22 protein-coding genes are annotated in these 23,682 nt (G+C 65.5%); 10 read left to right on the top strand and 12 right to left on the bottom strand.

Translation table 11 applies throughout. From position 1 onward, the window contains the following. Positions 1 to 118: 118 nt before the first annotated feature. The 3 genes from lpdA to G5S42_RS23150 all read left to right on the top strand — a co-directional run bounded on the left by lpdA (position 119) and on the right by G5S42_RS23150 (position 3,292). A complete protein-coding gene (lpdA, locus tag G5S42_RS23160) occupies positions 119 to 1,549 on the top strand; it encodes a dihydrolipoyl dehydrogenase (protein WP_176108907.1) in 1,431 nt (476 codons plus the stop codon). A gap of 88 nt (positions 1,550 to 1,637) precedes the next feature. Continuing rightward, positions 1,638 to 2,735 carry a cell division protein ZapE gene (zapE, locus tag G5S42_RS23155; RefSeq protein ID WP_176108906.1) on the top strand — a complete coding sequence of 366 codons (1,098 nt, stop codon included), beginning with the start codon at positions 1,638 to 1,640 and terminating at the stop codon, positions 2,733 to 2,735. 98 nt (positions 2,736 to 2,833) lie between these two features. Beyond that, a complete protein-coding gene (locus tag G5S42_RS23150; RefSeq protein WP_176108905.1) occupies positions 2,834 to 3,292 on the top strand; it encodes a transposase in 459 nt (152 codons plus the stop codon). A 162-nt stretch (positions 3,293 to 3,454) separates the two neighbouring features. Here the strand turns inward: G5S42_RS23150 and G5S42_RS23145 are convergent, their stop codons facing one another. Continuing rightward, positions 3,455 to 3,940, bottom strand: a complete 486-nt coding sequence (locus tag G5S42_RS23145) for a DUF2147 domain-containing protein (protein ID WP_176108904.1) — start codon at positions 3,938 to 3,940, stop codon at positions 3,455 to 3,457. 342 nt (positions 3,941 to 4,282) lie between these two features. On the opposite strand from G5S42_RS23145, the gene G5S42_RS23140 reads away from it, so the two are divergent. Continuing rightward, positions 4,283 to 4,999, top strand: coding sequence for a DUF2968 domain-containing protein (locus G5S42_RS23140; protein WP_176108903.1), 717 nt, complete (start codon positions 4,283 to 4,285; stop codon positions 4,997 to 4,999). A 227-nt stretch (positions 5,000 to 5,226) separates the two neighbouring features. Here G5S42_RS23140 and G5S42_RS23135 read toward each other — a convergent pair whose 3' ends face one another. Next, positions 5,227 to 5,418 (bottom strand): hypothetical protein, encoded by a 192-nt coding sequence (locus G5S42_RS23135; protein ID WP_176108902.1) that lies wholly within the window; start codon positions 5,416 to 5,418, stop codon positions 5,227 to 5,229. Positions 5,419 to 5,655: 237 nt separating this feature from the next. Between G5S42_RS23135 and G5S42_RS23130 the strand changes: the two genes are divergently transcribed. Then, positions 5,656 to 5,883 carry a hypothetical protein gene (locus G5S42_RS23130; RefSeq protein WP_176108901.1) on the top strand — a complete coding sequence of 76 codons (228 nt, stop codon included), beginning with the start codon at positions 5,656 to 5,658 and terminating at the stop codon, positions 5,881 to 5,883. 30 nt (positions 5,884 to 5,913) lie between these two features. Here the strand turns inward: G5S42_RS23130 and hfq are convergent, their stop codons facing one another. Next, complete coding sequence (gene hfq, locus G5S42_RS23125; RefSeq protein WP_176108900.1) at positions 5,914 to 6,387, bottom strand: RNA chaperone Hfq; 474 nt, start codon at positions 6,385 to 6,387, stop codon at positions 5,914 to 5,916. A 465-nt stretch (positions 6,388 to 6,852) separates the two neighbouring features. Here hfq and G5S42_RS23120 point away from each other — a divergent pair, with 465 nt between their 5' ends. The 5 genes from G5S42_RS23120 (at position 6,853) to G5S42_RS23100 (ending at position 10,634) form a co-directional block, all read left to right on the top strand. Further along, entirely contained in the window at positions 6,853 to 6,990 is a 138-nt protein-coding gene (locus tag G5S42_RS23120; protein WP_176108899.1) for a hypothetical protein, read from the top strand. Positions 6,991 to 7,016: 26 nt separating this feature from the next. After that, positions 7,017 to 7,577 carry a sigma-70 family RNA polymerase sigma factor gene (locus G5S42_RS23115; RefSeq protein ID WP_176108898.1) on the top strand — a complete coding sequence of 187 codons (561 nt, stop codon included), beginning with the start codon at positions 7,017 to 7,019 and terminating at the stop codon, positions 7,575 to 7,577. Next, complete coding sequence (locus tag G5S42_RS23110; RefSeq protein ID WP_176108897.1) at positions 7,577 to 8,485, top strand: anti-sigma factor family protein; 909 nt, start codon at positions 7,577 to 7,579, stop codon at positions 8,483 to 8,485. Before G5S42_RS23115 ends, G5S42_RS23110 begins: the two co-directional genes overlap by 1 nt. 99 nt (positions 8,486 to 8,584) lie before the next feature. Next, positions 8,585 to 10,162: an FAD-binding oxidoreductase gene (locus G5S42_RS23105; RefSeq protein ID WP_176108896.1), complete on the top strand. Its 1,578-nt coding sequence runs from the start codon at positions 8,585 to 8,587 to the stop codon at positions 10,160 to 10,162. Positions 10,163 to 10,202: 40 nt separating this feature from the next. Beyond that, positions 10,203 to 10,634 carry a hypothetical protein gene (locus G5S42_RS23100; RefSeq protein WP_176108895.1) on the top strand — a complete coding sequence of 144 codons (432 nt, stop codon included), beginning with the start codon at positions 10,203 to 10,205 and terminating at the stop codon, positions 10,632 to 10,634. A gap of 7 nt (positions 10,635 to 10,641) precedes the next feature. Here G5S42_RS23100 and G5S42_RS23095 read toward each other — a convergent pair whose 3' ends face one another. The 9 genes from G5S42_RS23095 to G5S42_RS23055 all read right to left on the bottom strand — a co-directional run bounded on the left by G5S42_RS23095 (position 10,642) and on the right by G5S42_RS23055 (position 23,579). After that, positions 10,642 to 11,607, bottom strand: coding sequence for a DUF1571 domain-containing protein (locus G5S42_RS23095; protein WP_176108894.1), 966 nt, complete (start codon positions 11,605 to 11,607; stop codon positions 10,642 to 10,644). A gap of 97 nt (positions 11,608 to 11,704) precedes the next feature. Then, positions 11,705 to 13,495, bottom strand: coding sequence for an AMP-binding protein (locus tag G5S42_RS23090; protein WP_176108893.1), 1,791 nt, complete (start codon positions 13,493 to 13,495; stop codon positions 11,705 to 11,707). Positions 13,496 to 13,530: 35 nt separating this feature from the next. Continuing rightward, complete coding sequence (locus G5S42_RS23085; protein WP_176108892.1) at positions 13,531 to 14,832, bottom strand: acetyl-CoA C-acetyltransferase; 1,302 nt, start codon at positions 14,830 to 14,832, stop codon at positions 13,531 to 13,533. A 76-nt stretch (positions 14,833 to 14,908) separates the two neighbouring features. After that, the gene (locus G5S42_RS23080) at positions 14,909 to 15,844 is read right to left on the bottom strand and encodes a MaoC family dehydratase (RefSeq protein ID WP_176108891.1); all 936 of its coding nucleotides are present in this window, start codon (positions 15,842 to 15,844) and stop codon (positions 14,909 to 14,911) included. A 14-nt stretch (positions 15,845 to 15,858) separates the two neighbouring features. Then, a complete protein-coding gene (locus G5S42_RS23075) occupies positions 15,859 to 17,280 on the bottom strand; it encodes a 3-oxoacyl-ACP reductase (protein WP_176108890.1) in 1,422 nt (473 codons plus the stop codon). Between the two features lie 146 nt (positions 17,281 to 17,426). Then, positions 17,427 to 19,925 carry an acyl-CoA dehydrogenase gene (locus tag G5S42_RS23070; RefSeq protein ID WP_176108889.1) on the bottom strand — a complete coding sequence of 833 codons (2,499 nt, stop codon included), beginning with the start codon at positions 19,923 to 19,925 and terminating at the stop codon, positions 17,427 to 17,429. Between the two features lie 125 nt (positions 19,926 to 20,050). Then, complete coding sequence (locus G5S42_RS23065) at positions 20,051 to 20,842, bottom strand: TetR/AcrR family transcriptional regulator (protein ID WP_176108888.1); 792 nt, start codon at positions 20,840 to 20,842, stop codon at positions 20,051 to 20,053. A 278-nt stretch (positions 20,843 to 21,120) separates the two neighbouring features. After that, on the bottom strand, positions 21,121 to 22,374 hold the full coding sequence (locus G5S42_RS23060) for an MFS transporter (protein WP_176108887.1): 1,254 nt from the start codon (positions 22,372 to 22,374) through the stop codon (positions 21,121 to 21,123). Positions 22,375 to 22,676: 302 nt separating this feature from the next. Beyond that, positions 22,677 to 23,579, bottom strand: coding sequence for a YihY/virulence factor BrkB family protein (locus G5S42_RS23055; protein ID WP_176108886.1), 903 nt, complete (start codon positions 23,577 to 23,579; stop codon positions 22,677 to 22,679). Between the last annotated feature and the right edge of the window lie 103 nt (positions 23,580 to 23,682).

Here is a 23,682-nt window from a genome sequence, read left to right as displayed (position 1 = left end):
GCTTGTGAATCCGCAAACCGGCGCCATCTAGTCAGTACGTATCTCGCATTCCGCAGTACAGGAACGGCGCGCGCCACCTTGGGTGGTCCGGCGCCGTTCCGCTATCAAAGGGATTGTCATGTCCAAAGAATTTGACGTCGTCGTGATCGGCGCAGGCCCTGGCGGTTACATCGCCGCCATCCGCGCAGCGCAGCTCGGCAAGACCGTCGCATGTATCGAAAAGTGGAAGAACCCGGCCGGCGCGCTGAAGCTTGGCGGCACCTGCCTGAACGTCGGCTGCATTCCGTCGAAGGCGCTGCTCGCGTCGTCGGAAGAGTTTGAAAACGCGTCGCATCACCTCGCCGACCACGGCATCTCGGTGGATAACGTCTCGGTCGATATCTCGAAGATGATGGCCCGCAAGGACGGCATCGTCGAGAAGATGACCAAGGGCATCGAATTCCTGTTCCGCAAGAACAAGATCACGTGGCTCAAGGGCCACGGCAAGTTCACCGGCAAGACCGACGCCGGCGTGCAGATCGAAGTGAGCGGCGAGGGTGAAACCGAAGTCGTCACCGCGAAGAACGTGATCATCGCGACGGGTTCGAAGGCGCGTCATCTGCCGGGCATCCCGGTCGACAACAAGCTGATCGCCGACAACGAAGGCGCCCTGTCGTTCGACACGGCACCGAAGAAGCTCGCCGTGATCGGCGCAGGCGTGATCGGTCTGGAGCTCGGCTCGGTGTGGCGCCGTCTCGGCGCTGACGTGACGGTGCTCGAAGCGCTGCCGGAGTTCCTCGGTTCGGCTGACCAGGCGCTGTCGAAGGAAGCGGCCAAGCAGTTCAAGAAGCAGGGTCTCGACATCCACGTCGGCGTGAAGGTCGGCGAAGTGAAGACGGGCGCGAACGGCGTGACGATCGCCTACACGGACAAGGACGGCAACGCGCAGACGCTCGAAGCCGACCGCCTGATCGTGTCGGTCGGCCGCGTGCCGAACACCGACAACCTCGGCCTCGAATCGATCGGCCTGAAGGCCAACGAGCGCGGCTTCATCGACGTCGACGACCACTGCGCGACGGCCGTACCGAACGTGTACGCGATCGGCGACGTGGTGCGTGGCCCGATGCTCGCGCACAAGGCTGAAGACGAAGGCGTGATGGTCGCGGAAGTGATCGACGGCCAGAAGCCGCACATCGATTACAACTGCGTTCCGTGGGTGATCTACACCGAGCCGGAAATCGCGTGGGTCGGCAAGACCGAGCAGCAGCTGAAGGCCGAGGGCCGCGAGATCAAGACGGGCCAGTTCCCGTTCATGGCGAACGGCCGCGCGCTCGGCATCAACAAGGCGGACGGTTTCGTCAAGATGATCGCCGACGCGAAGACCGACGAACTGCTCGGCGTGCACATCATTTCGGCAAACGCATCGGACCTGATCGCGGAAGCCGTGGTGGCGATGGAGTTCAAGGCGGCGTCGGAAGACATCGGCCGGATTTGCCATCCGCACCCGTCGCTGTCGGAAGTCATGCGTGAAGCGGCACTCGCCGTCGACAAGCGCGCGCTGAACATGTAAGCGCGCACGCCTGGCCGAAACGCAACCTTGGCATCACCAAAGGCGGGCGGGGTTCACTCCCTCCCGCCTTTCTTTTTGCAGCAACACGATGAACGTCACCGAATACTACGAAAAAGAACTGCAGACGCGCGGTTATCAATCCGATCCGGCGCAGCGCGCGGCGGTCGACCGCCTGCAGCGGTGCTATGAAGAGTGGACCGAATACAAGGCGCGCCGCTCGAACGCGTTCAGGAAGCTGATCATTCATCCGGATCTGCCGCGCGGCGTGTACATGTGGGGCGGCGTGGGCCGCGGCAAGAGCTTCCTGATGGACAGCTTCTACATGATCGTGCCGTTGCATCGCAAAACCCGTCTGCACTTCCATGAGTTTATGCGTGAAGTGCATCGCGAGCTCGAAGAACTCAAGGGCCGCGCCGATCCGCTCGACGAACTCGCGCGCCGCATCGCGAAGCGCTATCGGCTGATCTGCTTCGACGAATTCCACGTGTCGGACATCGCCGACGCGATGATCCTGTATCGCCTGCTCGACAAGCTGTTCGAGAACGGCGTGCAGTTCGTGATGACGTCCAACTACGCGCCCGACACGCTGTACCCGGACGGCCTGCATCGCGACCGCATGCTGCCCGCGATCGAGCTGATCAAGCAGAAGCTCGACGTGGTCAACGTCGATGCGGGGATCGACTATCGCCAGCGCACGCTGGCCCAGGTCGAGGTCTATCACACGCCACTGGACGCCGCTGCCGGCAAGGCGCTGCGCGACGCTTTCGCGCGCCTCGCCGCGGTGCCCGACGAAAGTCCGCTGCTGCATATCGAGAAGCGCGAGCTGAAGGCGCTGCGCCGCGCGGATGGCGTCGTCTGGTTCGACTTCGCGACGCTGTGCGGCGGGCCGCGCTCGCAGAACGACTACCTCGAACTCGCGACCCGGTTTCACGCGGTGATCCTGTCGGACGTGCCGCAGATGTCGGTGCGCATGGCGTCGGAAGCGCGCCGCTTTACGTGGCTCATCGACGTGTTCTACGACCACAAGGTCAAGCTGCTGATGTCGGCCGCGGTGCCGCCGGAGGAGTTGTACGTCGATGGCCCGATGGCCAACGAATTCACGCGGACGGTGTCGCGAATCGTCGAGATGCAGTCGAAGGAGTATCTCGATACACCTCGCCGGATCGTCGACACGTCTCTAACCTGAGCATCGGCGTACGACAGTTTTTAGGAATCGGAGTGGTCTTATATTCCGCGCGCGGGTGACTGGCTATCTTTTGTCGTTGTTCTGACAAAGGAGGAAGCATGAACTCGTACCGCGAAATCACCGATGAAGAATGGCAGCGCGTTGCGCCACTGCTGCCCGAACTCCGGCCGCGTACCGAAATGCGTGGCCGTCCGCTTGCCAATACCCGCTCAGTGCTCAACGGCGTGCTTTGGGTCATGTATAGCGGCGCCACCTGGTCCACCATGCCGCGCCGCTACCCGTCGTATCAGACCTGTCATCGCCGCTTCAAGTCCTGGTACCAATCGGGCGTGCTCAAACACGTCACGGAACAACTGCTCGGTACCGCGAGCGAAGATCTCTGCAGATTGATGGAAGCGCGTATGCGCACGCACGCGAGCGCGCAGCACAAGCGCGCCGCGGCCCGCCGCGCAGCCGCGGCGTTCCGTGTTCCGCCCGCCGTGTATGACCAGGTATCCGCCAAGTCGGTGCCGGCGACGCCGTCAGGTTACGCTGCATCGTTCAAGCAGGCAGCATGACCCTCGCAAACAACTTGCCCCAATGAAGAACGGCCGCGCGATTGTTGATCGCCGGCCGCTTTTTTATGCTGTGCCTGCTGGGGCTGAGCGCGCCATCGTTGCGGCATGAGGCGCTCATTCAGGCAATGTGCGAGGCGCCGTACATGGGCCCCACGTCGAAGCTCACTGCTGCCGGATCCACGTCTGCGAGCGGCCGAGCAGCGCGACGCCAATATAGCCTCGCACCACGAGCTTGTTGCCGCCGTCTTCGAGATGCATCTTGCACTTGTAGACCTTGCCGTTTTCAGGATCGAGAATCTGGCCATGATCCCACGCGTCGCCATCCTTCTTCATGCTGTTGATGATGGTCATGCCGAGGATCGGTTGGTCCTTGCGCGCGTCGGTGCATGCACTACAGCGGCGATCCGGCTGGTCGTTCGCGCCGAGACCCTTGATGACCTTGCCGTTCAATTCGCCATTGGCGTCTTGTGTGATCTGCACGAGCGCTTTCGGCTGGCCCGTATGATCGTCGATGGTTTGCCACGTGCCGATCGGTGTCTCAGTCTGTGCCATCGCGGTCACGGCGCTGGCGAGCAGGGCGCCGGCGAGCGCGGCGTGACGGGCGGTGCGCAGCGCATGCGCGCGCACACGTTGAGTGAATCGAGTCATTACCTTCCTCCTTGATATGAGACGGCGCGATCGTGGTCGCGCGGCATTATGGGCCGTTTGCATCGCCAGCGCAGAATACGCGAAAGTGCATGCGCCGTTTGATAGAGGAGCTTCTAATCGGCACGCGGTACTTCGGAGGTGTGTCATTCAGCTATCGCAAAAGCCTCCCGTTGATGCGCATCAACGACCGCTTTCGCGACGAAAAGATCGAGGCTGTAGTACCGCGCCGCCAAGGGAGCAAACGCGCAACTGCCATATTTTCGACGAAGAGCCCGGAACTCGCAAAATTGAGTAATAATTCCCCGTTTTCTACTAAAACAAGATCTGTTCAACAGGTGTCACATGGACCGAAAGTCAAAGCTACGAAAGATTGCTCTGGCCGCATGCATCGTAATGGGGGCCCTCCAGGGCGCGAATGCACAGGCTCTGCAGAACAGTGATGCGAGCGGTACGATCGTGTCCCAGCCGGGTCCCACGAGCGCGCCGACCGACACGTCGCAGGGCGGCCAGACAGAGACCACTGCGCTGACGCCGGATGAAAGCCGGCAATCCGCCACCGGGAACGTGGCTGAATTGCAGCAGATGATCCACGGCTCGGATCTGAGCGAATTGCGCACCACGTATAACGGCAGCTATGGCGCGAGCCTGCTGTTCTACGGCAAGGAGATGACCTACTACGTCGCGCTGTTCCAACAGAAAAACTTCTGGCGCGTGATCAAGACGCAGGACGCCGGGCGCGCCGAGCTGATCTACAAGGATTTCGCGCGGCAGACGATGCAGTTGTCGGACGTTGAGATCCGCCGTACGCAACTCGAAGCGCAGAAGGCGTTCACGCAGCGCCTGGTCGCGTTGTCGCAGGAACGCGCGAGCCGGCTACAGGCCGACCTCGACGTCGCGCGTCAGCAGCAGAGCATCGTCGCGAGCCAGCAGGAGCAGAAGCGCGCCGAGGCGACCGAACTGGCGCAGCAGAAGGCGGCCGCGCAGGATCAGTTGCGCGTCGCGCAGCGTCAGGTCCGCAACCTGCAGCGTCAGCTCGAGAGCGGCTTGCCGCTGCATTGAGCACGACGATGTGAGCTTCGGTGGAGGGGCGGGACGACGCGCAATTCGATGCGCCGTCCGGCCCGTCCCCAGACGTTACCGTCGTTAAGTCTGATGGGTGCTTTCCGCACCTGCCGACCCGCGCCTCGCACCCTGGCCGCCGGGCTTTTCGGCATTTCCACTCGACATTGTTCGCAAGCCACGATGACTCGCTGCCGCGCCGTCGTGCGACCCAAGACGGCGCGACTTCAATGCCGCTTGCGCGTCTCCGCCTGAGTCTTGCGCATCCGCTCGCGAAACGGCTCCGTCACATCGACGGCGATCGGATCGCTGGCGGGAAAGCTTTCCATCAGCGCTTCATCGAGCCGCGTGTCGGCGGACGTCGGCGGTGTCCGGCGCGTGCGCGCAGGCCGGGAGGCATGCTGGCTTTTGCTGGTCATGGCGCGCTCCATCGGTAGAGGATCAATGATTCAGCATAGCGCATTGCGGCTATCGACGAACGTCGGCCGAATCGCGCAGGCGCGTCGTTCGAAACCGGCCCGCATCGATTCGTTCTCCGAGTGTCCCGGCCGCGCTTGAGCCGCGCTTGAGCCGCGCTTCAGCCGCGCTTGAGCCGCGCTTGAGCCGCGCGTTAGCCGCAAGCGACACCTCCATCGATCCATCAGACAGCGAACCACATGAACGGGAAAAAACCGGCGGCTACGCGACGAGTGCTCGCAGCCCACGTCGTGGACGCCGAACTGGAACACCTGGATTGGGCGACGCGGCAACCGGCGCTGCACCTGTTCGACGCCGGCTACTGGCGGCGCCGCGTGCTGGCGGTCAAGGGAAGTTTCGAGCTGACCGAGCGGCAGCTGATCCAACTGGAGAAAATTCTGCAGCGCCTCGGTCTGTCAGCGGACTAGCGAGGCGCGGGCGTTACCGCTTCTTCGTATTTATTCCTGATTGCCGCCGGGGCTGCCGCTGCCGTGGTTGCCGCCATGATTGCCGCCTTCGCCGCCGGTGCCGAATAGACGCCGCCGCCGCGTGACAACGACCGGGCCCTCGGAGTTGCCGCTGCGCTCGCCCGGCGCGCGTTCCGCCGCCGGCGCGCCATACGGTTCACGCCCCTCGCGCGGCTCGCGATGTTCGCGCGAACCATGCGGACCGCGCGCGCCATGTTCGCCATGCGACGTTCGGCCCGTGCGCGGCGCCGGCCGCGTGCCGGTATCGAGCTGGATCGTGGAGATCGCGCGCTTGTAGATGCCTTGCAGGCCAACCGGCGTGCGCAGCATCACCAGGTACTGATCGAACGACTCGATGCATCCGGTCAGGCGGATGCCGTTGACCAGATAGATCTCGACGCGCTTTCGTTCCTTGCGCGCGGCGTTCATGAAGTCGTTTTGCGGATGCGATTCTGCGGAAGCCATGGACAATTCAGGTTAGATAGACGGTGGTTCGCCGCGATTCTACCCTTTCTGTTCCGGGCGGGGCAGTACGCGTCGACAGGGCGAACTTCGTCCACTATAACGGCTTGTGAGCCCATAAGCATCCGATACCGCGAGACTGTAACGTTGAGTTACGAATCTGCTGGTCAATGGCGTCTTCTTCCGGTCTCTCCAGGCATTGCCGGCAAGGTTGGCGGAAAAGGAAGAACATAGTGGTGTGCTGCGCGAGCACCCGCGGCGGCGTCGAAGCGCCCGAAAAAAGCCAAAAATTCCGGAGAAAGCAGCGCAACCGCAGCGCAGCGACACGGCCCCAAGACCGCGGTGGGAATAAACCGCGCGGTCGCAGCGTTAAACCAGTATGGCAGCACCGCACTGCGCGGCCTGCCGCCCACCGCCCGCCGCGCCCGTCGGTCGATCGTGCGCTGGGCATCCGTGAGGAGATTCAACATGATGAAAGCATCCCGTATTCTGTCAGCGCTCTTCGTCCTGCTCGCGCTCGCGTGCGGCTCCCTTGCTCACGCGGCCGACACCGACAACGCCGCGTCGAGCTCGAGCGGCAACAGCAACAGCAGCGGCGGCTACTAAAGCCGCGACCGGGCCTGGCACACCGGGTGACATTCGAATCGGAAGTGATCGCGTGGCTGCCCCAGCTGCGCCGCTATGCGCGCGCACTGACGGGCGACCGCGCCTGGGCCGACGATCTCGTTCAGGATACGGCGGAGCGCGCGCTTGCGCGCTGGTCGGCATTCCGGCCGAACAGCAACCTGCGCGCGTGGTTGCTGACGATCCTGCGGCATCTGTACATAGACCAACTGCGCGGGCGGCGCGAGATCGCCGTCGACGAGGAAAGCGCGCCGTGGCGCAATCTCGAGGCGCCGCACGGCGAGGTCGACGGTCTGGTACTGCGAGACGTGCAGCGCGCGCTGTACTGCCTGCCACTCGAGCAGCGTGAAGTGCTGCTGCTGGTGTGCGTGGAGGAGTTGTCGTACCAGGAGGCATCGAGTGCATTGGGGGTGCCGATCGGTACAGTGATGTCGCGGCTGTCGCGGGCGCGTGAGCATATGCGCGCGTTGCTGTGCGAGGAGCCACCGGGGCCAATGCACGGACCGCAGCCCCGTGCGCCGCGGACGGCGCACAAAGTAGCGCCGCTGAAAGTGGTGAGAAACCGATAATGAACAACGATAACCCCGAATCCGGATTGCCCGACGAGCCCGATCTGCGCTCGCTGTCGGCCTATGTCGACGGCGAATTGACGGATGAACAGCGCGCCGCGGTCGAAACTCAGCTTCGCCAGCATCCGCAGGCCGCCGCGCGCGTCGCGGCGTGGCGCGCGCAGAAGGCGGCGCTGCGGGCGCTGTGCGGCGTGCCGGGCAGCGATGCATGGCAAGCGCAAGCGGGGCACGGGGCCGACTTTGAGCAGCAAGCCGCTGAATCGGGCGAGCGACGCTACACAGGCAGCCAGCGCGCGGAGGCGGAGGAGCCGGCTTTTATCGTGGTGCGGCGTGCGCGGCCGTGGTGGCAGCGCGCGGGTCTCGCCGCCTGCTGGCTCGCGGCCGGCGCCGGGCTCGCGCTGGTGCTCGGCCCGCTCGCGCCGCGGCTGAGCGGCGGCGCGTGGAGCGGCTTCGGCGGCCAGCCGGCCGGTTTTGCGCAGCGCGCGGATGTCGCGTACGCGGTGTACTCGCCGGAGCGGCGTCATCCGGTCGAAGTCGCGGCGAGCGAAGAGGAGCATCTGATCGCGTGGCTGTCGAAGCGGCTGAATCGTCCGCTGTCGGTGCCGTCGCTGCAGGAGTATGGTTATTCGCTGGTGGGCGGCCGGCTGCTGCCCGGCGAGGCCGGGCCGGCCGCGCAGTTCATGTACGAGAACCAGGACGGCGCGCGCCTGACGCTGTACGTGACCGGCGTCACGCGCGACGAAACCGAGTTCCGCCTGTTTCGCGACGGCAACCGCCGAACCTTCTACTGGATCAGCGACCGCATGGGCTACGCGCTGTCCGGCGCGATCGCGGAAGGCAAGCTACGCGAGATCGCGATCGACGTGTGCAGCGAGCTAGGTGGCAAGCCTGAGACGTGGCAGCAGTAGCGGGCGGTAGCGTGTCGTAAAGGCCGTCGGCGGTCACGCACGCATTGCTGCCCCACGCGAGACCGCACCCTCGGCTTACCCGACCGACAAGGAGACGCCTTGCCCCAGACGCTGCCGCCCAACCTGAGCGCCGCGCAGTTCGACCGTGCGCTTGCCGGCTGGCGCGCGATCGTCGGGGACGCGCACGTGCTGAGTTCCGACGCCGGCCTCGCCGTCTATATCGATCCGTTCGCGCCCGGCGAGCCGGGTGCGTTCGCCGCGAGCGCCGCGGTGCTGCCCGCGTCGGTCGATGAAATCCGCGCGGTGCTGCGCATCGCCAATCAGTACCGGATTCCACTGTGGACGGTGTCGACCGGGCGCAACTTCGCGTACGGCGGCGCCGCGCCGCGTCTGACCGGCTCGGTGGTGCTCGACTTGCAGCGCATGAACCGCATTCTCGAAGTCAACGAAACGCTCGCCTATGCGCTCGTCGAGCCCGGCGTCAGCTATTTTGATCTATACGCGCATCTGCGCGACAAGGGCTACAAGCTGTGGGTCGATCCACCGGCCGCCGGCTGGGGCAGCGTGGTCGGCAATACGCTCGAGCGCGGCTTCGGCTATACCGACTACGGCGACCACGCGGCCGCGCAATGCGGGATGGAGGTGATGCTCGCCAACGGCGACCTGCTGCGCACCGGCATGGGCGGCGTCGAGATCGGCACTGCGTGGCAGCTGTATCAGCCGGGCTACGGGCCGTCGTTCGATGCGCTGTTCATGCAGTCGAACTACGGCATCGTGACCAAGCTCGGCGTGTGGCTGATGCCCGCACCGCCCGCGTATCTGCTCGGCGAAATCCAGTTTCGCCGCGAGGCCGATCTGGAGGCGATCGTCGAGACTCTGCGGCCGTTGCGGCTCGACGGCACGATCCGCAATCACGCGGTGATCGAGGGCGGCTTGCGGCGCGCGGCGGGCCTGTCGCCACGCCGGCAGTGGTACGTCGGCGCGGGCGCGATGCCCGAGAGCGCGGTGCAGGCGATGCTCGACAAACTCGGCGTCGGCCGCTGGAACCTTCATTTCGCGCTATACGGCACGCCCGAGCTGATCGACGCGCGCTACGCGCTGATCGAACGCGCGTTCGCGCGGGTGCCGGATGCGCGGCTCGCGGCGGCGCGTTATGCGGGCGACGCGCAGCCGAGCGGCGGCGGCGACCGCAACATGGCCGGCATCCCCGCGATGACCGCGTTTCGCATGCTCGACTGGCGTGGCGGCGCGGGTGCGCACGTCGACTTCGCGCCGATCTGTCCGGCGACCGGACGCGACGCGATGCGTCAGTACACGATGGTGAAAGCACGCGCCGCCGAATACGGCTTCGACTACTACGGCGGCTTCACGGCAGGTACGCGGCATCTGCATCACATTTTCGCGGCGATTTTCGACCGCAACGACGCGAACCAGGTGGAGCAGGCCGGCGAACTGCTGCGCTCGCTGATGAGCGACGCGCGCGCGGCCGGCTACGGCGAATACCGCGCGCATCTCGCGTATATGGATTTCGCGGCCGCGCAATACAGCTTCAACGACGGTGCGTCGCTGCGCTTCGCGGAAACGCTGAAGGACGCGCTCGACCCGAACGGCATTCTCGCGCCGGGCAAGCAGGGCATCTGGCCGGCGGCGTGGCGCGACCGGCGAGGCTATACGTGAACAAGCGCGTGAACAACGAGTAAATGGAACGTACACGCCAATGGATCGACGCACTTTCATGCTCACCGGTGCATGGCTCGCGACGGCAGCGGGCGGCGCATGGCCGTGGCTCGCGCGAGCCGCCGCGTGCGCCGACGATGCGCGCGCGTTCGCGATCGTCGACTCGACGCTCGAATGCGGCGCGTCGTTCGCGCGCTATGCCGCGCACCTGCGGTTGCCGACCTTCGAAACCGGCGACGATGCCGGCGCGCTGTGGTTCACCACACTCGCACCCCTGCTAGACGACGGCCGGCCTCCGCACGCGATGCCCGCGCTGATCGGCTTCACTCGCGCGTCCGACTACTTCGTGCTGCAACACCTCGCGCTGCGCACCGGACGCTTCGTCGAGCATCGTCACGAAGCGCGCGAGGGGCTGCTTGCGCAACCCGCCCACGTGGCCTTCGCGCTGACGCCGCGCAGCGGGCGCGGCTAGAACCCGGCTAGAACTTATAGTCCTTGTTGCTCGGATCGAAGGTCGAATCGTCGAACGTCTTCGGCGTGATGCTCTCGAACACGATCTGCTCGAAAATCTTGCCGTCGTTGTCGTAAGACTCGATGGTGCGAAAGAACGGATGCCGCAAATCGAGCCCGAGCGTTTCCTTTTTCGCGTAGAACTGCGGCTGGCCGACCGGTGTTTCGAATGTGAACGCGACGACGCGCACATCGTCGATGGTCTTCACTTCGATCTGCACCGAACGCGGCAAGCCGGTCTGACTGTATTTTTTCCCTTCATTCAGGTATTGGTCGGCCACGTACTCGGTGCCGAGATCGCGCAGGCTGTGATTCGATTGCGAGCGTGCGAGCGCGCCGGTCAGCGACGTCCACAACGGCATCACGTTCATGATGCCGCCGAGGTGGCCAAACGTTTCGTCGCTGCGTTTCGACTCGTCGTAGATGATTTCCTGGCCCGCGTGCGCGCCGTCGGGCAACCACTTCGCGTAGATGCGCAGCGGGTCGTGCGCGACGCGCACGAGCATGTGATCGGGCTTGTCGGGCCAGATGCCGCGAATGCGTTCGGAGCGCGACATCGTGAACTCGTACGACGGGTAGCCGTTCGGCCCTTCCTTGATATAGCGCGGCAGCGTCAGCGGATCGAGCGATTTGAACAGCGCGACCAGTTGCGCGTCGTCGAGTTTTTCGAGAGTGCCGCTTTGCTGCGCGGCACGCAGCCATTTGACCTGCTGGTCGAGCGTCAGCTTGCCGACCTGCGCGGGCGGCGTGGTGGGCGGCTTGACCGCGCTCGCGGTGTCGAGCGGGGGCGGACGGTCGTCGTTCTGCGCGAACGCCATCGGTCCCGAAAGCAGGGCGAGCATGACGAGCAGCGCACCCGGCAGCATGCGGGGTCCCAAGCGGGGTCGCAAGCGGGGTCGCAGACGATGCGAACGGGCGGACATGCGGTGCTTCATGCATTTCTCCAGAAAGTGACGCGGCCGCTCATGCAACATGCAAGGCAATAACGCAAAGCAACAAAGCTATAACGCATTGAAGCAATGCTTATTCCCGTCAGGCAGACCCCTGTTTCGCGAGTTCCTCGTCGCGCAACGCACGGCGCAGAATTTTCCCGACATTGGTTTGCGGCAGCTCGTCGCGAAACTCCACGAGCTTCGGCACCTTGTAGCCAGTCAGATTCTTGCGGCAGTACGCGATCACCTGCTCGGCGGTCAGTGTCGGCGTGCGCCGCACGATGAACACCTTCACGCGCTCGCCCTGCGCGGGATCGGGCACGCCGATCGCCGCCACTTCGCGCACGTCCGGATGCGCGGCGATCACATCCTCGATTTCGTTCGGATACACGTTGAAGCCCGACACGAGGATCATGTCCTTCTTGCGATCGATCAGACGGATAAAGCCGCGCGAGTCCATTACGCCGATGTCGCCGGTTGCGAGCCAGCCGTCGTCGTCGATCACCTTCGCGGTTTCGTCGGGGCGGTTCCAGTAGCCCTTCATCACCTGCGGGCCCTTCACGCACAGCTCGCCCGCCTCGCCGATATTGGCCCAGCTGCCGTCGTCTTTCCTGAAGCGCACCTGCGTGGACGGCGCGGGCAAGCCGATCGAGCCTTCGAAGTCGCGCAGATCGACCGGATTCATCGACACGATCGGCGAGCACTCGGTCAGCCCGTAGCCTTCGACGATCGGCTTGCCCGTCACCGCCTTGAAGCGCTCCGCGACGCTCTTCTGCGTCGCCATGCCGCCCGCCATCGCGAGCTTCAGGTCCGAGAAGTCGCGTCGGCAGAATTCCTCGTTGTCGAGGAACGCGTTATAGAGCGTGTTGACCGCGGTCATGCCGGTGAATTTTTCGTGACGCAGGATCATCATCACGCGCTTCATGTCGCGCGGATTCGCGATCAGGATGTTGCGCCCGCCGAGCCCCATGAAGATCAGCGCGTTCACGGTCAGCGAGTAGATGTGATAGAGCGGCAGCGGCGTGAGCACCGTTTCTCCTTCGCCGGACAGTTGCCCCGCGGCCCACGCCTTCGCCTGCAGCAGATTGGCGATGATGTTCCGGTGCGTGAGCATCGCGCCTTTCGCGACGCCGGTCGTGCCGCCCGTGTATTGCAGGAACGCGATGTCTTCGTGGCTCGCGCGCACCGGCGTGTGCGGCCGCTCGTAACCGACCGAAAGCGCTTTCAGCAGCGGCACAGCCTGCGGCAGCGTGTAGGCGGGCACCATCTTTTTCACGTGACGCAGCATGAAATTGAGCAGGTGGCCCTTCAGATTCACGCCGTCGGCGAGCAGATCGCCGAGGCCGGTCACGATCACGTTGCGCACCCTGGTGCCGGGCAAGGCGTCTTCGAGCGTCTTCGCGAAGTTTTCGAACACGACGATCGTCTGCGCGCCGCTGTCCTTTAGCTGGTGCGCGAGTTCGCGCACCGTGTAGAGCGGATTCACGTTGACGACTACGGCCCCCGCCTTGATCGCGCCGAACAGTGCGACCGGATACTGGAACGTGTTAGGCAGCATGATCGCGACGCGCTCGCCAGGCTCCACGCCGATGCTTTGCAGGTAGGCCGCGAACGCGCTCGCCTTGCGGGCCAGCTCGCCGTACGTCAGGCTCGCGCCGACGCTGACGTACGCGACGCGCTCGCGGAACTGCGCGGTGCATTCGTCGAAGAACTGATCGAGCGATTCGTATTGCGTGACGTCGATGTCGCGCGGCACGTCGTCCGGGTAGGACGCATACCAGATGCCGTCGGTGTTCGGCGCGGGGTTTGGCGCCGGATTTGGCACCGGGCTTGGCACCTGTGTGCCGCCTGGATCCGGCACGTGCTGCGGCGCCTGGGTGGGCTCGATCATCGGTTGCTCCTGAGATGTTGGTATCCGCTGCCGCGCTAGCGTTCCAGAATCGCGACGACCCCCTGGCCGCCCGCCGCGCAGATCGAGATCAGCCCGCGTGCGCCGCCAGCCGGTTTGTCGAGTTGCGCCAGCATCTTCGCGAGCGCGGCGACGATACGTCCGCCCGTCGCCGCAAACGGATGGCCGGTCGCGAGCGAACCGCCGTTCACGTTGAGCTTGGTGCGATCGATCGACCCGAGCGGGCCGGCGAGGCCAAGCTGCGTGCGGCAATATTCGTCATCCTGCCATGCCGCGAGCGTGCACAACACCTGGGCCGCGAACGCTTCATGGATTTCATAGAAATCGAAGTCCTGCAACGCGAGGCCGGCGCGCGCGAGCATGCGCGGCACCGCGTAGGCGGGCGCCATCAACAGGCCTTCCTGCTTGTCGAAAAAGTCGACCGCCGCGGTTTCCGACCAGCTCAGATACGCGAGCACCGGCAAGCCGCGCTCGGCCGCCCATGCTTCGCTCGCGAGCAGTACCGCGGATGCGCCGTCGGTCAGCGGCGTCGAGTTGCCGGCGGTCAGCGTGCCGGCGTCGCGGTCGAACACCGGCTTCAGGTTCGACAGCTTTTCGAGCGACAGGTCGGCGCGCAGGTTGTTGTCGCGCGCGAGGCCTTTGTACGGCGTCATCAGATCGTTGACGAAGCCGCGCGCATACGCCTCGGCGAGCTTGCGATGGCTCTCGTACGCGAGCACGTCCTGCGCCTCGCGCGAGACGTTCCAGCGCTTGGCCATCAGCTCGCAATGCTCGCCCATCGACAGCCCGGTGCGCGGCTCGACGTTGCGCGGCAACAGCGGCTTGAAGAACATGCCGGGCCGCAGCCTGCTGAGCGCGGCAACACGTTGCCCGGTGCTCTTGCCGCGATTCGCTTCTAGCAGGATCTTGCGCATCCGCTCGTTGACGCCGATCGGCGCATCGGACGCGGTATCGACGCCGCCCGCGATGCCCGCGTCGATCTGCCCGAGCGCGATCTTATTGGCGACGAGGAGCGCCGCTTCGAGGCCGGTGCCGCAGGCCTGCTGCACGTCGTAGGCGGGGGTTTCCTTCGCGAGCGTGGTGGACAGCACGGACTCGCGCGTCAGGTTGAAGTCGCGCGAATGCTTGATCACCGCGCCCGCCGCGACTTCGCCGAGACGCACGCCGTGCAGGTCGTAGCGATCGACCAGCCCTTGCAGCGTGAAGGTCAGCATGTCCTGATTCGATGCGCTCGCGTACGCGGTGTTCGAGCGCGCAAACGGAATCCGGTTGCCCCCGATGACGGCGACGCGGCGCACGGCGGGTTGCGGGTGGGACATGCTCGGCTCCTTGGGTCGTACCCAGATTATTGGTGGAAGCAAACGATGCAAACGCTACGAACGGCGCGCTCGCGGCTCACAGCAGCCGCCACTGCATGCGCGCGCGCAAATGCGGCTTGACCCCGGCGATATCGCGCACCTCGAGATCGCGCTCGATCAGCGAAGGCGAGGCGCTCCACAGCGACGCTTCGCCGGGCAGCAGCATCGGCAGCTTGAACTCGGCGGCGAGCGTCGCTTCGGCGAGCGGCTTCGGCGGCTGCAGCGACGACGCGGCGCGCGCAAGCGTCCACATGCCATGCGCGATCGCGCGCGGAAAGCCGAACGCCTTCGCCGACAACGCGCTGAGGTGGATCGGGTTGTAGTCGCCGGACACGCTCGCGTAGTCGCGGCCCAGTTGCGGCGCGAGCTGCCAGCGCGCGATCCGTTGCAGCGCGTCGGGGCCGAGCGTCAGCGCTTCGAGCGGGTGGCCGAGCGCCGGCACCGCGCGCTTCAGATAGATGCTGTCGCCGTCCCACACCGCCTCGCCGCGTCGATAGATGCGCGTATGCACGACGAACGCCTGGCCCTTGTCGTGACGCAACAGCGCGCCGAATTCGACCTCGATGCGCAATAGATCCTTGTAGGCGAGCGGCCGGCGCAGCCGCACGTGATTGGCCAGATGCACGAGACCGAGCGCGGGCCACGGAAACGCGGGGTCGGTCAGCATCAGCAGATGCAGCGGAAACGCGAGCAGATGCGGGTAGGTGAGCGGCACGCCGTGCTCGGGAATGAAGCCGCACACGCGCGCATAGCGCCACACGGGGCCGGGCTCGAGCGCGACCGCGGGGCGCACGAGCCGCAACGGCGGCAGCCGCGCTTCGCGGCCGCGCTTGACGATGCCCGTCAGCGCGCGCCCGTACAGCTTCGCCGGCGCGGGCAACGTTTCGATCACGACGGTTTTCGGCCGCGCGCCGTCGCCGCCCGGCGCGGGTGCGAGCTGACGGCTGCCGAACGGATCACGCGGTTCGTCCATAGCCATGCTCCCGTTCAGGCGCCAATCAGGCTTTGACCGCACACGCGCACGACCTGGCCCGTCACGCCGGCCGAGCCCGGATGCGCGAGCCACGCGATGGTTTGCGCGACGTCGACGGGCTGGCCGCCCTGGCTCATCGAGTTCATGCGGCGGCCGGCCTCGCGGAGCGCGAGCGGAATCTTCGCGGTCATCTGCGTTTCGATGAAGCCGGGCGCGACCGCGTTGATCGTGATGCCGCGCGCGCGCAGTTGCGGCGCCATGCTCTCTACGCGGCCGATCACGCCGGCCTTCGAGGTCGCATAGTTGGTCTGGCCGGCATTGCCCGCGATGCCGCTGATCGACGACACCGCGACGATGCGCCCGCCATCACGCAGGATGCCGCCCGCGAGCAGCGCGTCGTCGATGCGCTCCTGCGCGCTCAGATTGATGTCGATCACGCTTTGCCACGCGGCGTCGGTCATCCTCGCGATGGTCTTGTCCTTCGTGATGCCGGCGTTGTGCACGACGATGTCGACGCCGAGCTCATCGAGCGCCGCTGCGATCTGCGCGGGTGCTTCGGGCGCGGCGATGTCGAACGAGAGCGCGCTGCCGTTCAGCTGACGCGTCGTCGCATCGAGCGCGTCGCGCGCGGACGGAATGTCGACGCCGATCACATGCGCGCCCTCGGCCGCTAGCACGCTCGCGATAGCAGCGCCGATGCCGCGCGCGGCGCCCGTGACGAGCGCACGCTTCCCGGCGAGCGGCTGGCGCCAGTCGAACGCGGGTGCGTGGGGCGGCGGCGCTTCGTTGCGGCTGCCCGCGATCCGCACCACCTGACCCGACACATAGGCCGAGCGCGGCGACAGGAAGAAACGCAGCGTCGCGTCGATGGCGCTTTCCGAGCCGTCCTCGACGTACACGAGATTCGCGGTGATGCCGCGACGCGCTTCCTTGCCGAGCGAACGCACGAGCCCTTCGAGCGCGCGCTGGGCGGTCCACTGACGCGGGCTCGTGCAGGCCTCGGGCGGCCGCCCCAGCACGACGATGCGCCCGCACTTGCCGAGCGAGCGCAGCGTGTCGTGGAAAAAGCCGTGCAGCGGTTGGAACTGGCTGCTGTCGTCGATACCGCTCGCGTCGAACAGCAGCGCGGCGAGCTTGCCCGGCGCACCGGCTTCGGCCGGCTCGAAGCGGCCGGTCATCAGGCCGTGGCGAGTGGCGAGCGGCACCCACAGCCCGGCGCTTTCGTGCGCGACGCTCGTCATGCCGATGCTGGCGATCAGACTCGCGAGCGCGTCGAACAGGCGCGGCTCGCGGCCCGCGCCGATCGCGATCAGACCGTCGAACTCGGGCCGGTCCGCGCGGTAGCGCCGCAGCACCTCGGGCTTCGGCAGGCCGAGCGAGCGCGCGAGACGGCCGCCGAACGGCGAGTTGACGAACTTCAGGTAGGAGTCGTTCATGTTATCGGTTGCTCCACTGGACGCGCTTCGGGCAGCCCCATCGATGTTTCAGGGGCGCCGGACGTGTGTCAGTGTGCCTTGAGTTGCGTGACTCGGGTACGGTTTGCCGCGCCGCATCGGTAGTTTTTTCTGCGTGAGCGCGCGCGTCAGGCCGCGAGATCCAGCGCCTTTTCGAGCGCCTGCTTGCGCTGTTGCAAGCTCGCGAGCAGGTCGAAATCGGCCGGGAAATCGTCGACCTTGACGACCTGCGCGCCGTAGCGCGCGTAGTCGTCGAGCACGCGCCGCTCGTCGGCGTCGATCAGGCCCTGGCGTTGCGCCGCATCGGTCCATGCGGCGAGCTGCGGCAGGCTTTGCGGCAGCGGATCGAGCAGGCCCTGTTTGACCGCGTCGCGCAGCTTGTGCTCGATTAGCGTGAACTGCGGATTCAGCGCGAACACGAGCTCGCCGTAGCCGAGCGCGTCGACGTCGGGATGCGGCACGTAAGAATCGGCGACGAGCCGCTCGCGCGCGGCGCCGGGCGTCTGCATCAGTTCGGCGATCTCGCTGCCGAGGCGGTCCGACGGCTCGCGATGCGGCAGGCCGAACGGGAACGCAAGCACGCGCACGAGCGTCGCGGCGAGCCGGTTCGGATAGTTCGCGAGCACGCCGTCGAGCGCATGCTGCGCCTTGTACAGCGCATCTTCGACGCCCCAGCGCACGAGCGGCAGGTCGTCCCGCTGACGCCCGTCGTCCTCGAAACGCTTCAGCGTGGCCGAGATCAGGAACAGTTGCGACAGCACGTCGCCGAGGCGTCCCGAGATGCGTTCACGGCGCTTCAGATCGCCGCCCAGCATCAGCATCGACACGTCGGCGAGCAGCGCGAATACGGTCGACAGGCGCGTCGCCGCGCGGTAGTACGCCTGCAGCGGCGCATACGCGCGGCGTGGCTTCGCGATCAGCGCGCCGCCGGTCAGCCCATACACGGCGCTGCGTAGCACGGTCGATACCGTGAAGTTCACGTGACCGAAGAAGGCCGCGTCGAATTCGCGCAAGGCCTTCGCGCGATCGGGCTCGCGCGTCGCCGTCATTTCCTTCAGCACGTACGGGTGGCAGCGGATCGCGCCCTGGCCGAAGATGATCAGGCAGCGCGTCAGAATGTTCGCGCCTTCGACGGTGACCGAGATCGGCATCTGCTGATACGCGCGCGCCAGAAAATTCGACGGCCCCATGCAAATACCCTTGCCGGCGACGACGTCCATGCCGTCGTTGATGACGCTGCGCGCGCGCTCGGTGATGTGATATTTGGCGATCGCCGAAATGACCGACGGCTTTTCGCCGAGATCGACCGCCAGCGCGGACAGGCGGCGTGCGGCGTCCATCACGTACAGGTTGCCGCCCATGCGGCCGAGCGCTTCCTGCACGCCCTCGAACTTGCCGACGGCGGCGCGGAACTGGCGGCGAATCGCCGCGTACGCGCCGGTGCTGCGGACCGCGACCTTCGCCATCCCGACATTCGACGACGGCAGCGAGATCGCGCGGCCTGCCGCCAGACACTCCATCAGCATGCGCCAGCCGTTGCCGACCTGCGCGCGTCCGCCGATCACCCAGTCGAGCGGAATGAACACGTCCTTGCCCGAGTTCGGGCCGTTCTGGAACACCGCGTTCAACGGCCAGTGACGGCGGCCGATATTCACGCCAGGGTGGTTGGTCGGAATCAGCGCGCAGGTGATGCCGGGTTCGTCGTTCGCGCCGAGCAGATGGTCGGGATCGAGCGCGCGGAACGCGAGGCCGAGCACGGTCGCGATCGGCCCGAGCGTGATGTAGCGCTTGTCCCACGTGACGCGAAAGCCGAGCGTCTCGCGACCCTCGTGCATGCCGTTGCAGACGATGCCGACATCGGGAATCGCAGCGGCGTCGGAACCGGCATACGGGCTCGTCAGCGCGAAGCAGGGGATTTCCTCGCCGCGCGCGAGACGCGGCAGATAGTGGTTCTTCTGCGCGTCGGTGCCGTAGCGCATCAGCAGCTCGGCGGGGCCGAGCGAGTTCGGCACCATCACCGAGACGGCGGCGGCCGTGCAGCGCGTCGCGAGCTTCATGATCACCTGCGAATGCGCGTACGCGGAGAACTGTTTGCCGCCGTACTGCTTCGGAATGATCATGCCGAGAAAGCCGTGCTGCTTGATGAACTGCCACGTTTGCGGCGACAGGTCCTGCCAGACCATCGTGGTTTCCCAGTCGTTCGCGAGGTCGCACAGCTGCTCGCATTCGACGTCGAGAAACGCCTGTTCTTCGGCGCTGAGCGTGGCAGGGCCGTAGCCGAGCAGCGTGTCCCAGTGCGGGCGGCCCGAGAACAGCTCGGCGTCCCACCACACCGTGCCGGCTTCGATCGCGTCGCGCTCGGTCGGCGACATCTCAGGCAGGATCTTGCGGAACGTGTCGAGCACCGGTTTCGCGAGCCATGCGCGGCGCAGCGGCTTGATCGTCAGCACGAGGGCGGGGAGCACGAACACGATCGCGAGCAGGGTCGTCAGCAGCGGGCCGGCCGCGCCGCTCAGGTACGCGGCCGCGACCCAGACGATCAGCGCCGCGAGCCACCACGAGGCGCGCGCGTGAACGTAGACGAGAGCGAATGCGGCGACGACGAGCGCCAGGATGAACCACGGCATGATGCTTCCTCCTCTGTCGATGCTGCGGGCGAGTGCGTCCCACGGCCGCGGACCGCTCGCGCTCTGCTGATTTCCTCGCTGCCTTTTCTGTGGTGATGCAATCGCCGGGCCACCTGTGAGCCGCGCTACGCGTCACATGCCGCGGCGCACGCAGCCGCCTCGCCGCCGGTGTCTCGGTGCGCGCTAGCTAACGTGCCGAGCGCGCCGTGGTCGTCGGTCGCATCGCCGAGCACCGCCGCGAATGCGGCCAGTTGCGTGCCGTCCGGCAGCGGCGCCTTCAGCGTGGCGACGATCAGCGACGCGAGGCGTGCGATCATCTGCAGATCGTTCATCGGCTTGCCTTGCGAGAACTCGCCAATCAGGCTGTCGGTATCGGTGCCGGCGAGCACGCCCGACAGCGCGCCGATCGCGAAGTGCAGCCGCCAGCCGAGCTCCTCGCGCGGCAGATGCGGCAGCGCGCGCTGGAACGTGTCGAAGAAGCGCATCGCCACCGACTCGTAATGCGCGTTCAGAAAGGCGCGGATGAACGACGACGGATCGGTGTACGCACGCCCGAGCAGGCGCAGGAACGCTTTGCCGCCGACACGCGGATCGCGCGACAGACGCAGAGCCGGAATGAACATCGCGCCGAGCACGTGCTCGCAGCTCAGGCGCGCGCCGAGCATCGCGTCGAAGCGGTCGATGAGCTTTACGCGCTCCTCGTTCAGCGGATCGAGCCGGCGCGACAGCATCGAATGAATCAGCGATTCCTTGTGGCCGAAGTGATAGTTGACCGCCGCGAGATTGACTTCGGCGCGCGAAGTGATCTGGCGCAGCGATAGCGCCTCATAACCGCATTCGATGAACAGCGTCTCCGCGGCGTCGAGAATGCGTGACTTCGTATCGCCGGCATGCCGGCCCGTGGTGCGAACTGCCATGTTGCGTCTCCCAGTTGCCGGCGCCGCCGGCTCGCAAACACGCGATTCAAATTGATATTTGAAACAATCGTTTTTTGCAGGATAAAAAGGGAGGGACGGTGCGAGCAAGCAGCGGGCTCGACTAACTCCTCTAGAAGATCTGACGAAAGCGGTGCTTGCGAAGCGCGGCTCGTGATACCGCGTCGGAAATGGAAAGGCCGTTCCGGGCGAATCGGCACGGCCTCGTATTGCGTTGCGATTTGATGGGCGCCAGGCGTTCATTCGAACGCCCGAAGCGGTTATATGCGCTGTCCTCCGACCGCGCCGCCCGTCGATCCCGCGCCGACGATCTCGCGCGCGGACTGCGTCATGTCGATGCCGCGGCGTTCGCGGCTGAACGGAATCAGCGCGCAGATCACGATCGCGACGATGCCGATTACGACGGCCATCACGAGCGCGTAGTTGTTGTCGTGCATCTCGGCGATCTTCGATTGCATCGGACCGTTGACCGACGCGATCAGATTGCCCAGCTGGTACACGAGACCGGGGAAGGTCGCGCGGATTTCATCGGGCGAGATTTCGTTCAGGTGCACCGGAATCACGCCCCACGCGCCTTGCACCGAGATCTGCATCAGGAATGCGCCGAGCGCGAGCAGAAACGGCGTGGTCGAGAACGCCCATACCGGCAGCACCGGCAGCGCGATCAGCGCGGCGATGAAGATCGCGCGCTTGCGGCCGATCTTCTCCGATGCCCAGCCGAAGAACAGTCCCCCGCAGATCGCGCCGATGTTCAGGACGATCGTGATCCACGACACGGTGTGCGGATCGAACTTGAGCTGGACGCGCAGGAAAGTCGGATACAGATCCTGCGAGCCGTGCGAGAAGAAGTTGAACGCGGTCATCAGGATGATCGCGTAGATCGACAGGCCGATGTTCTGCTTGAGCGTCGCGACGAGGCCCGGACGTACCTTCTTTTCGAGCGTCTGGAACGCGGGCGACTCCGGCACGTGCGCGCGAATGTACAGCACGAGCAGCGCCGGCAGCACGCCGACGAAGAACATGCCGCGCCAGCCGATGTATTGATAGAACACGCCGAACACGATCGACGCGAGCAGATAGCCGCTCGGATAACCGGCCTGCAGCAGACCCGAGACGATGCCGCGCGATTTCGGCGGCACGGTTTCCATGGTCAGCGCGCCGCCGACACCCCATTCGCCGCCCATCGCGATACCGAACAGCGCGCGCAGCACGAGCAGCGTCATCAGGTTGGGCGACAGACCGGACAGCAGTTCGAGCAACGAGAAGCACCCGATGTTGACCATCAGCGTCGGACGGCGGCCGTATTTGTCGGCGAGCCAGCCGAAAATCAATGCGCCGAGCGGGCGCATCATCAGGGTCAGCATGATCGCAACCGCGACCGACGGAATGTCCGTATTGAATTCCTGTGCGATATCTTTCAATACGAACACCATCAGAAAGAAATCGAATGCGTCGAGCGTCCAGCCTAGATAGGCGGCGATCGTGACGTTTCTCTGTTCCCGAGTCCAGCTCATTGATTGTCCTCCTGAGTATTCACAAATCCGCGTTTGATCGCGGCCGGAACCGCAGCCCTTGCGCCTTATGGCAAGCGCTTCCCGGCGAGTGTACGCCGAGCATTAAGCGTTTGCATGGTTGAGGCCGTTTTCTCCGTGTTAATGCGCACAGCAATATTCGTGCTGAATTCGTCATGCATTACTAATGTCGGGCAAATGTAATTGTCGGTTTATTGGCGGCGTTTTTGTAATATTTATCTGGATTTTTCGCGAGCCAATTTTTATAGAGTTTATGGGAATGCCGTTTTGTGCGCGGAACGGTTTCATGCTCGCCGAAGCCCGGGATGAGCGGCGGAGGCCGCATCCCGGCACAGCGACGCGGTGACTTCCGCGCCGAACAGGAACACCGCCGCGCAGAAGTACAGCCACATCATCAGCACCGCGAGCGAGCCGGCCGCGCCGAACACGCCCGCCGTGCCCGCATGCACGAGATAGAAGCTGAACAGATGCCGGCCCGCCGTGAACAGCAGGCTCGCGATGCTGCCGCCCACGAGCGCGGGGCGCAACGGCACCGCCGCGTCGGGCAGCCACTTGATCAGCGCGCCGAGCCCGACGGCCAGAATGACGAAACCGAGTAACGATTGCAGCACGTCGGCAACGATGCCCAGCGCCGAATTGCCGAACAGCGCACCGCCGAGGGTCTGAATCGCCGCATCGACGACGAGCGACACGACCAGCAGAAAGCTGAGCCCGATAAGCAGACCGATCGATACGAGCCGCGCGCGCACCAGCAGCGCCAGCCCGGCAATGCCTTTGCGCGGGTGCGCGGCAAACACGATGTCGAGCGCGGTATTCAACGATGAAAACGTGGCCGACGCGCCGACCAGCAGCAGCGCGATCGAGAACGCCGCGGCGACGCCGCTGCCGCCCGCGTAGTGCGCGTGGGCGACGATGTCCTGCATCGCGTGCGCCGCGTCGTTGCCGACCAGCTGCCGCGCCTGCTCGAAAAGCCGCCCCTGCGCGGCATCGCGGCCGAAGATCCAGCCGATGACCGCGAGCACGAGCAGCAGCGTGGGCGCTAGCGAGAACGCCGAATAGAACGCGATGCTGGCGCCGAGCATCGCGCATCGGTCCGACAGAAAGCGGCTGGCGGCGTCGCTCGCGACGTTGATCGTGTGGCGCCAGCGAGCGGGTCTCGCTGCGGTTTTCGGTTGCGGTGCTGACATGCTGTCCTCGGCTTGCGGCAGCGCGCGAACGCTCGCCTCGCGCTGCCGCGACGATAAAGTGGCTCCGTCGAGCGCTGATGCAGCACGACGCGCGCCAGCCGCG

The organism is Paraburkholderia youngii (assembly GCF_013366925.1).
Taxonomy (GTDB): domain Bacteria; phylum Pseudomonadota; class Gammaproteobacteria; order Burkholderiales; family Burkholderiaceae; genus Paraburkholderia; species Paraburkholderia youngii.
This window is presented reverse-complemented; position numbering and strand designations above follow the sequence as displayed.

What these genes read in the sequence shown, in the direction of transcription:
- lpdA (WP_176108907.1), top strand. Translation starts at nt 119, where the DNA reads ATGTCCAAAGAATTTGACGTCGTCGTGATCGGCGCAGGCCCTGGCGGT.
- zapE (WP_176108906.1), top strand. Translation starts at nt 1,638, where the DNA reads ATGAACGTCACCGAATACTACGAAAAAGAACTGCAGACGCGCGGTTAT.
- G5S42_RS23150 (WP_176108905.1), top strand. Translation starts at nt 2,834, where the DNA reads ATGAACTCGTACCGCGAAATCACCGATGAAGAATGGCAGCGCGTTGCG.
- G5S42_RS23145 (WP_176108904.1), bottom strand. Translation starts at nt 3,940, where the DNA reads ATGACTCGATTCACTCAACGTGTGCGCGCGCATGCGCTGCGCACCGCC.
- G5S42_RS23140 (WP_176108903.1), top strand. Translation starts at nt 4,283, where the DNA reads ATGGACCGAAAGTCAAAGCTACGAAAGATTGCTCTGGCCGCATGCATC.
- G5S42_RS23135 (WP_176108902.1), bottom strand. Translation starts at nt 5,418, where the DNA reads ATGACCAGCAAAAGCCAGCATGCCTCCCGGCCTGCGCGCACGCGCCGG.
- G5S42_RS23130 (WP_176108901.1), top strand. Translation starts at nt 5,656, where the DNA reads ATGAACGGGAAAAAACCGGCGGCTACGCGACGAGTGCTCGCAGCCCAC.
- hfq (WP_176108900.1), bottom strand. Translation starts at nt 6,387, where the DNA reads ATGGCTTCCGCAGAATCGCATCCGCAAAACGACTTCATGAACGCCGCG.
- G5S42_RS23120 (WP_176108899.1), top strand. Translation starts at nt 6,853, where the DNA reads ATGATGAAAGCATCCCGTATTCTGTCAGCGCTCTTCGTCCTGCTCGCG.
- G5S42_RS23110 (WP_176108897.1), top strand. Translation starts at nt 7,577, where the DNA reads ATGAACAACGATAACCCCGAATCCGGATTGCCCGACGAGCCCGATCTG.
- G5S42_RS23100 (WP_176108895.1), top strand. Translation starts at nt 10,203, where the DNA reads ATGGATCGACGCACTTTCATGCTCACCGGTGCATGGCTCGCGACGGCA.
- G5S42_RS23095 (WP_176108894.1), bottom strand. Translation starts at nt 11,607, where the DNA reads ATGAAGCACCGCATGTCCGCCCGTTCGCATCGTCTGCGACCCCGCTTG.
- G5S42_RS23090 (WP_176108893.1), bottom strand. Translation starts at nt 13,495, where the DNA reads ATGATCGAGCCCACCCAGGCGCCGCAGCACGTGCCGGATCCAGGCGGC.
- G5S42_RS23085 (WP_176108892.1), bottom strand. Translation starts at nt 14,832, where the DNA reads ATGTCCCACCCGCAACCCGCCGTGCGCCGCGTCGCCGTCATCGGGGGC.
- G5S42_RS23080 (WP_176108891.1), bottom strand. Translation starts at nt 15,844, where the DNA reads ATGGACGAACCGCGTGATCCGTTCGGCAGCCGTCAGCTCGCACCCGCG.
- G5S42_RS23075 (WP_176108890.1), bottom strand. Translation starts at nt 17,280, where the DNA reads ATGAACGACTCCTACCTGAAGTTCGTCAACTCGCCGTTCGGCGGCCGT.
- G5S42_RS23070 (WP_176108889.1), bottom strand. Translation starts at nt 19,925, where the DNA reads ATGCCGTGGTTCATCCTGGCGCTCGTCGTCGCCGCATTCGCTCTCGTC.
- G5S42_RS23065 (WP_176108888.1), bottom strand. Translation starts at nt 20,842, where the DNA reads ATGGCAGTTCGCACCACGGGCCGGCATGCCGGCGATACGAAGTCACGC.
- G5S42_RS23060 (WP_176108887.1), bottom strand. Translation starts at nt 22,374, where the DNA reads ATGAGCTGGACTCGGGAACAGAGAAACGTCACGATCGCCGCCTATCTA.
- G5S42_RS23055 (WP_176108886.1), bottom strand. Translation starts at nt 23,579, where the DNA reads ATGTCAGCACCGCAACCGAAAACCGCAGCGAGACCCGCTCGCTGGCGC.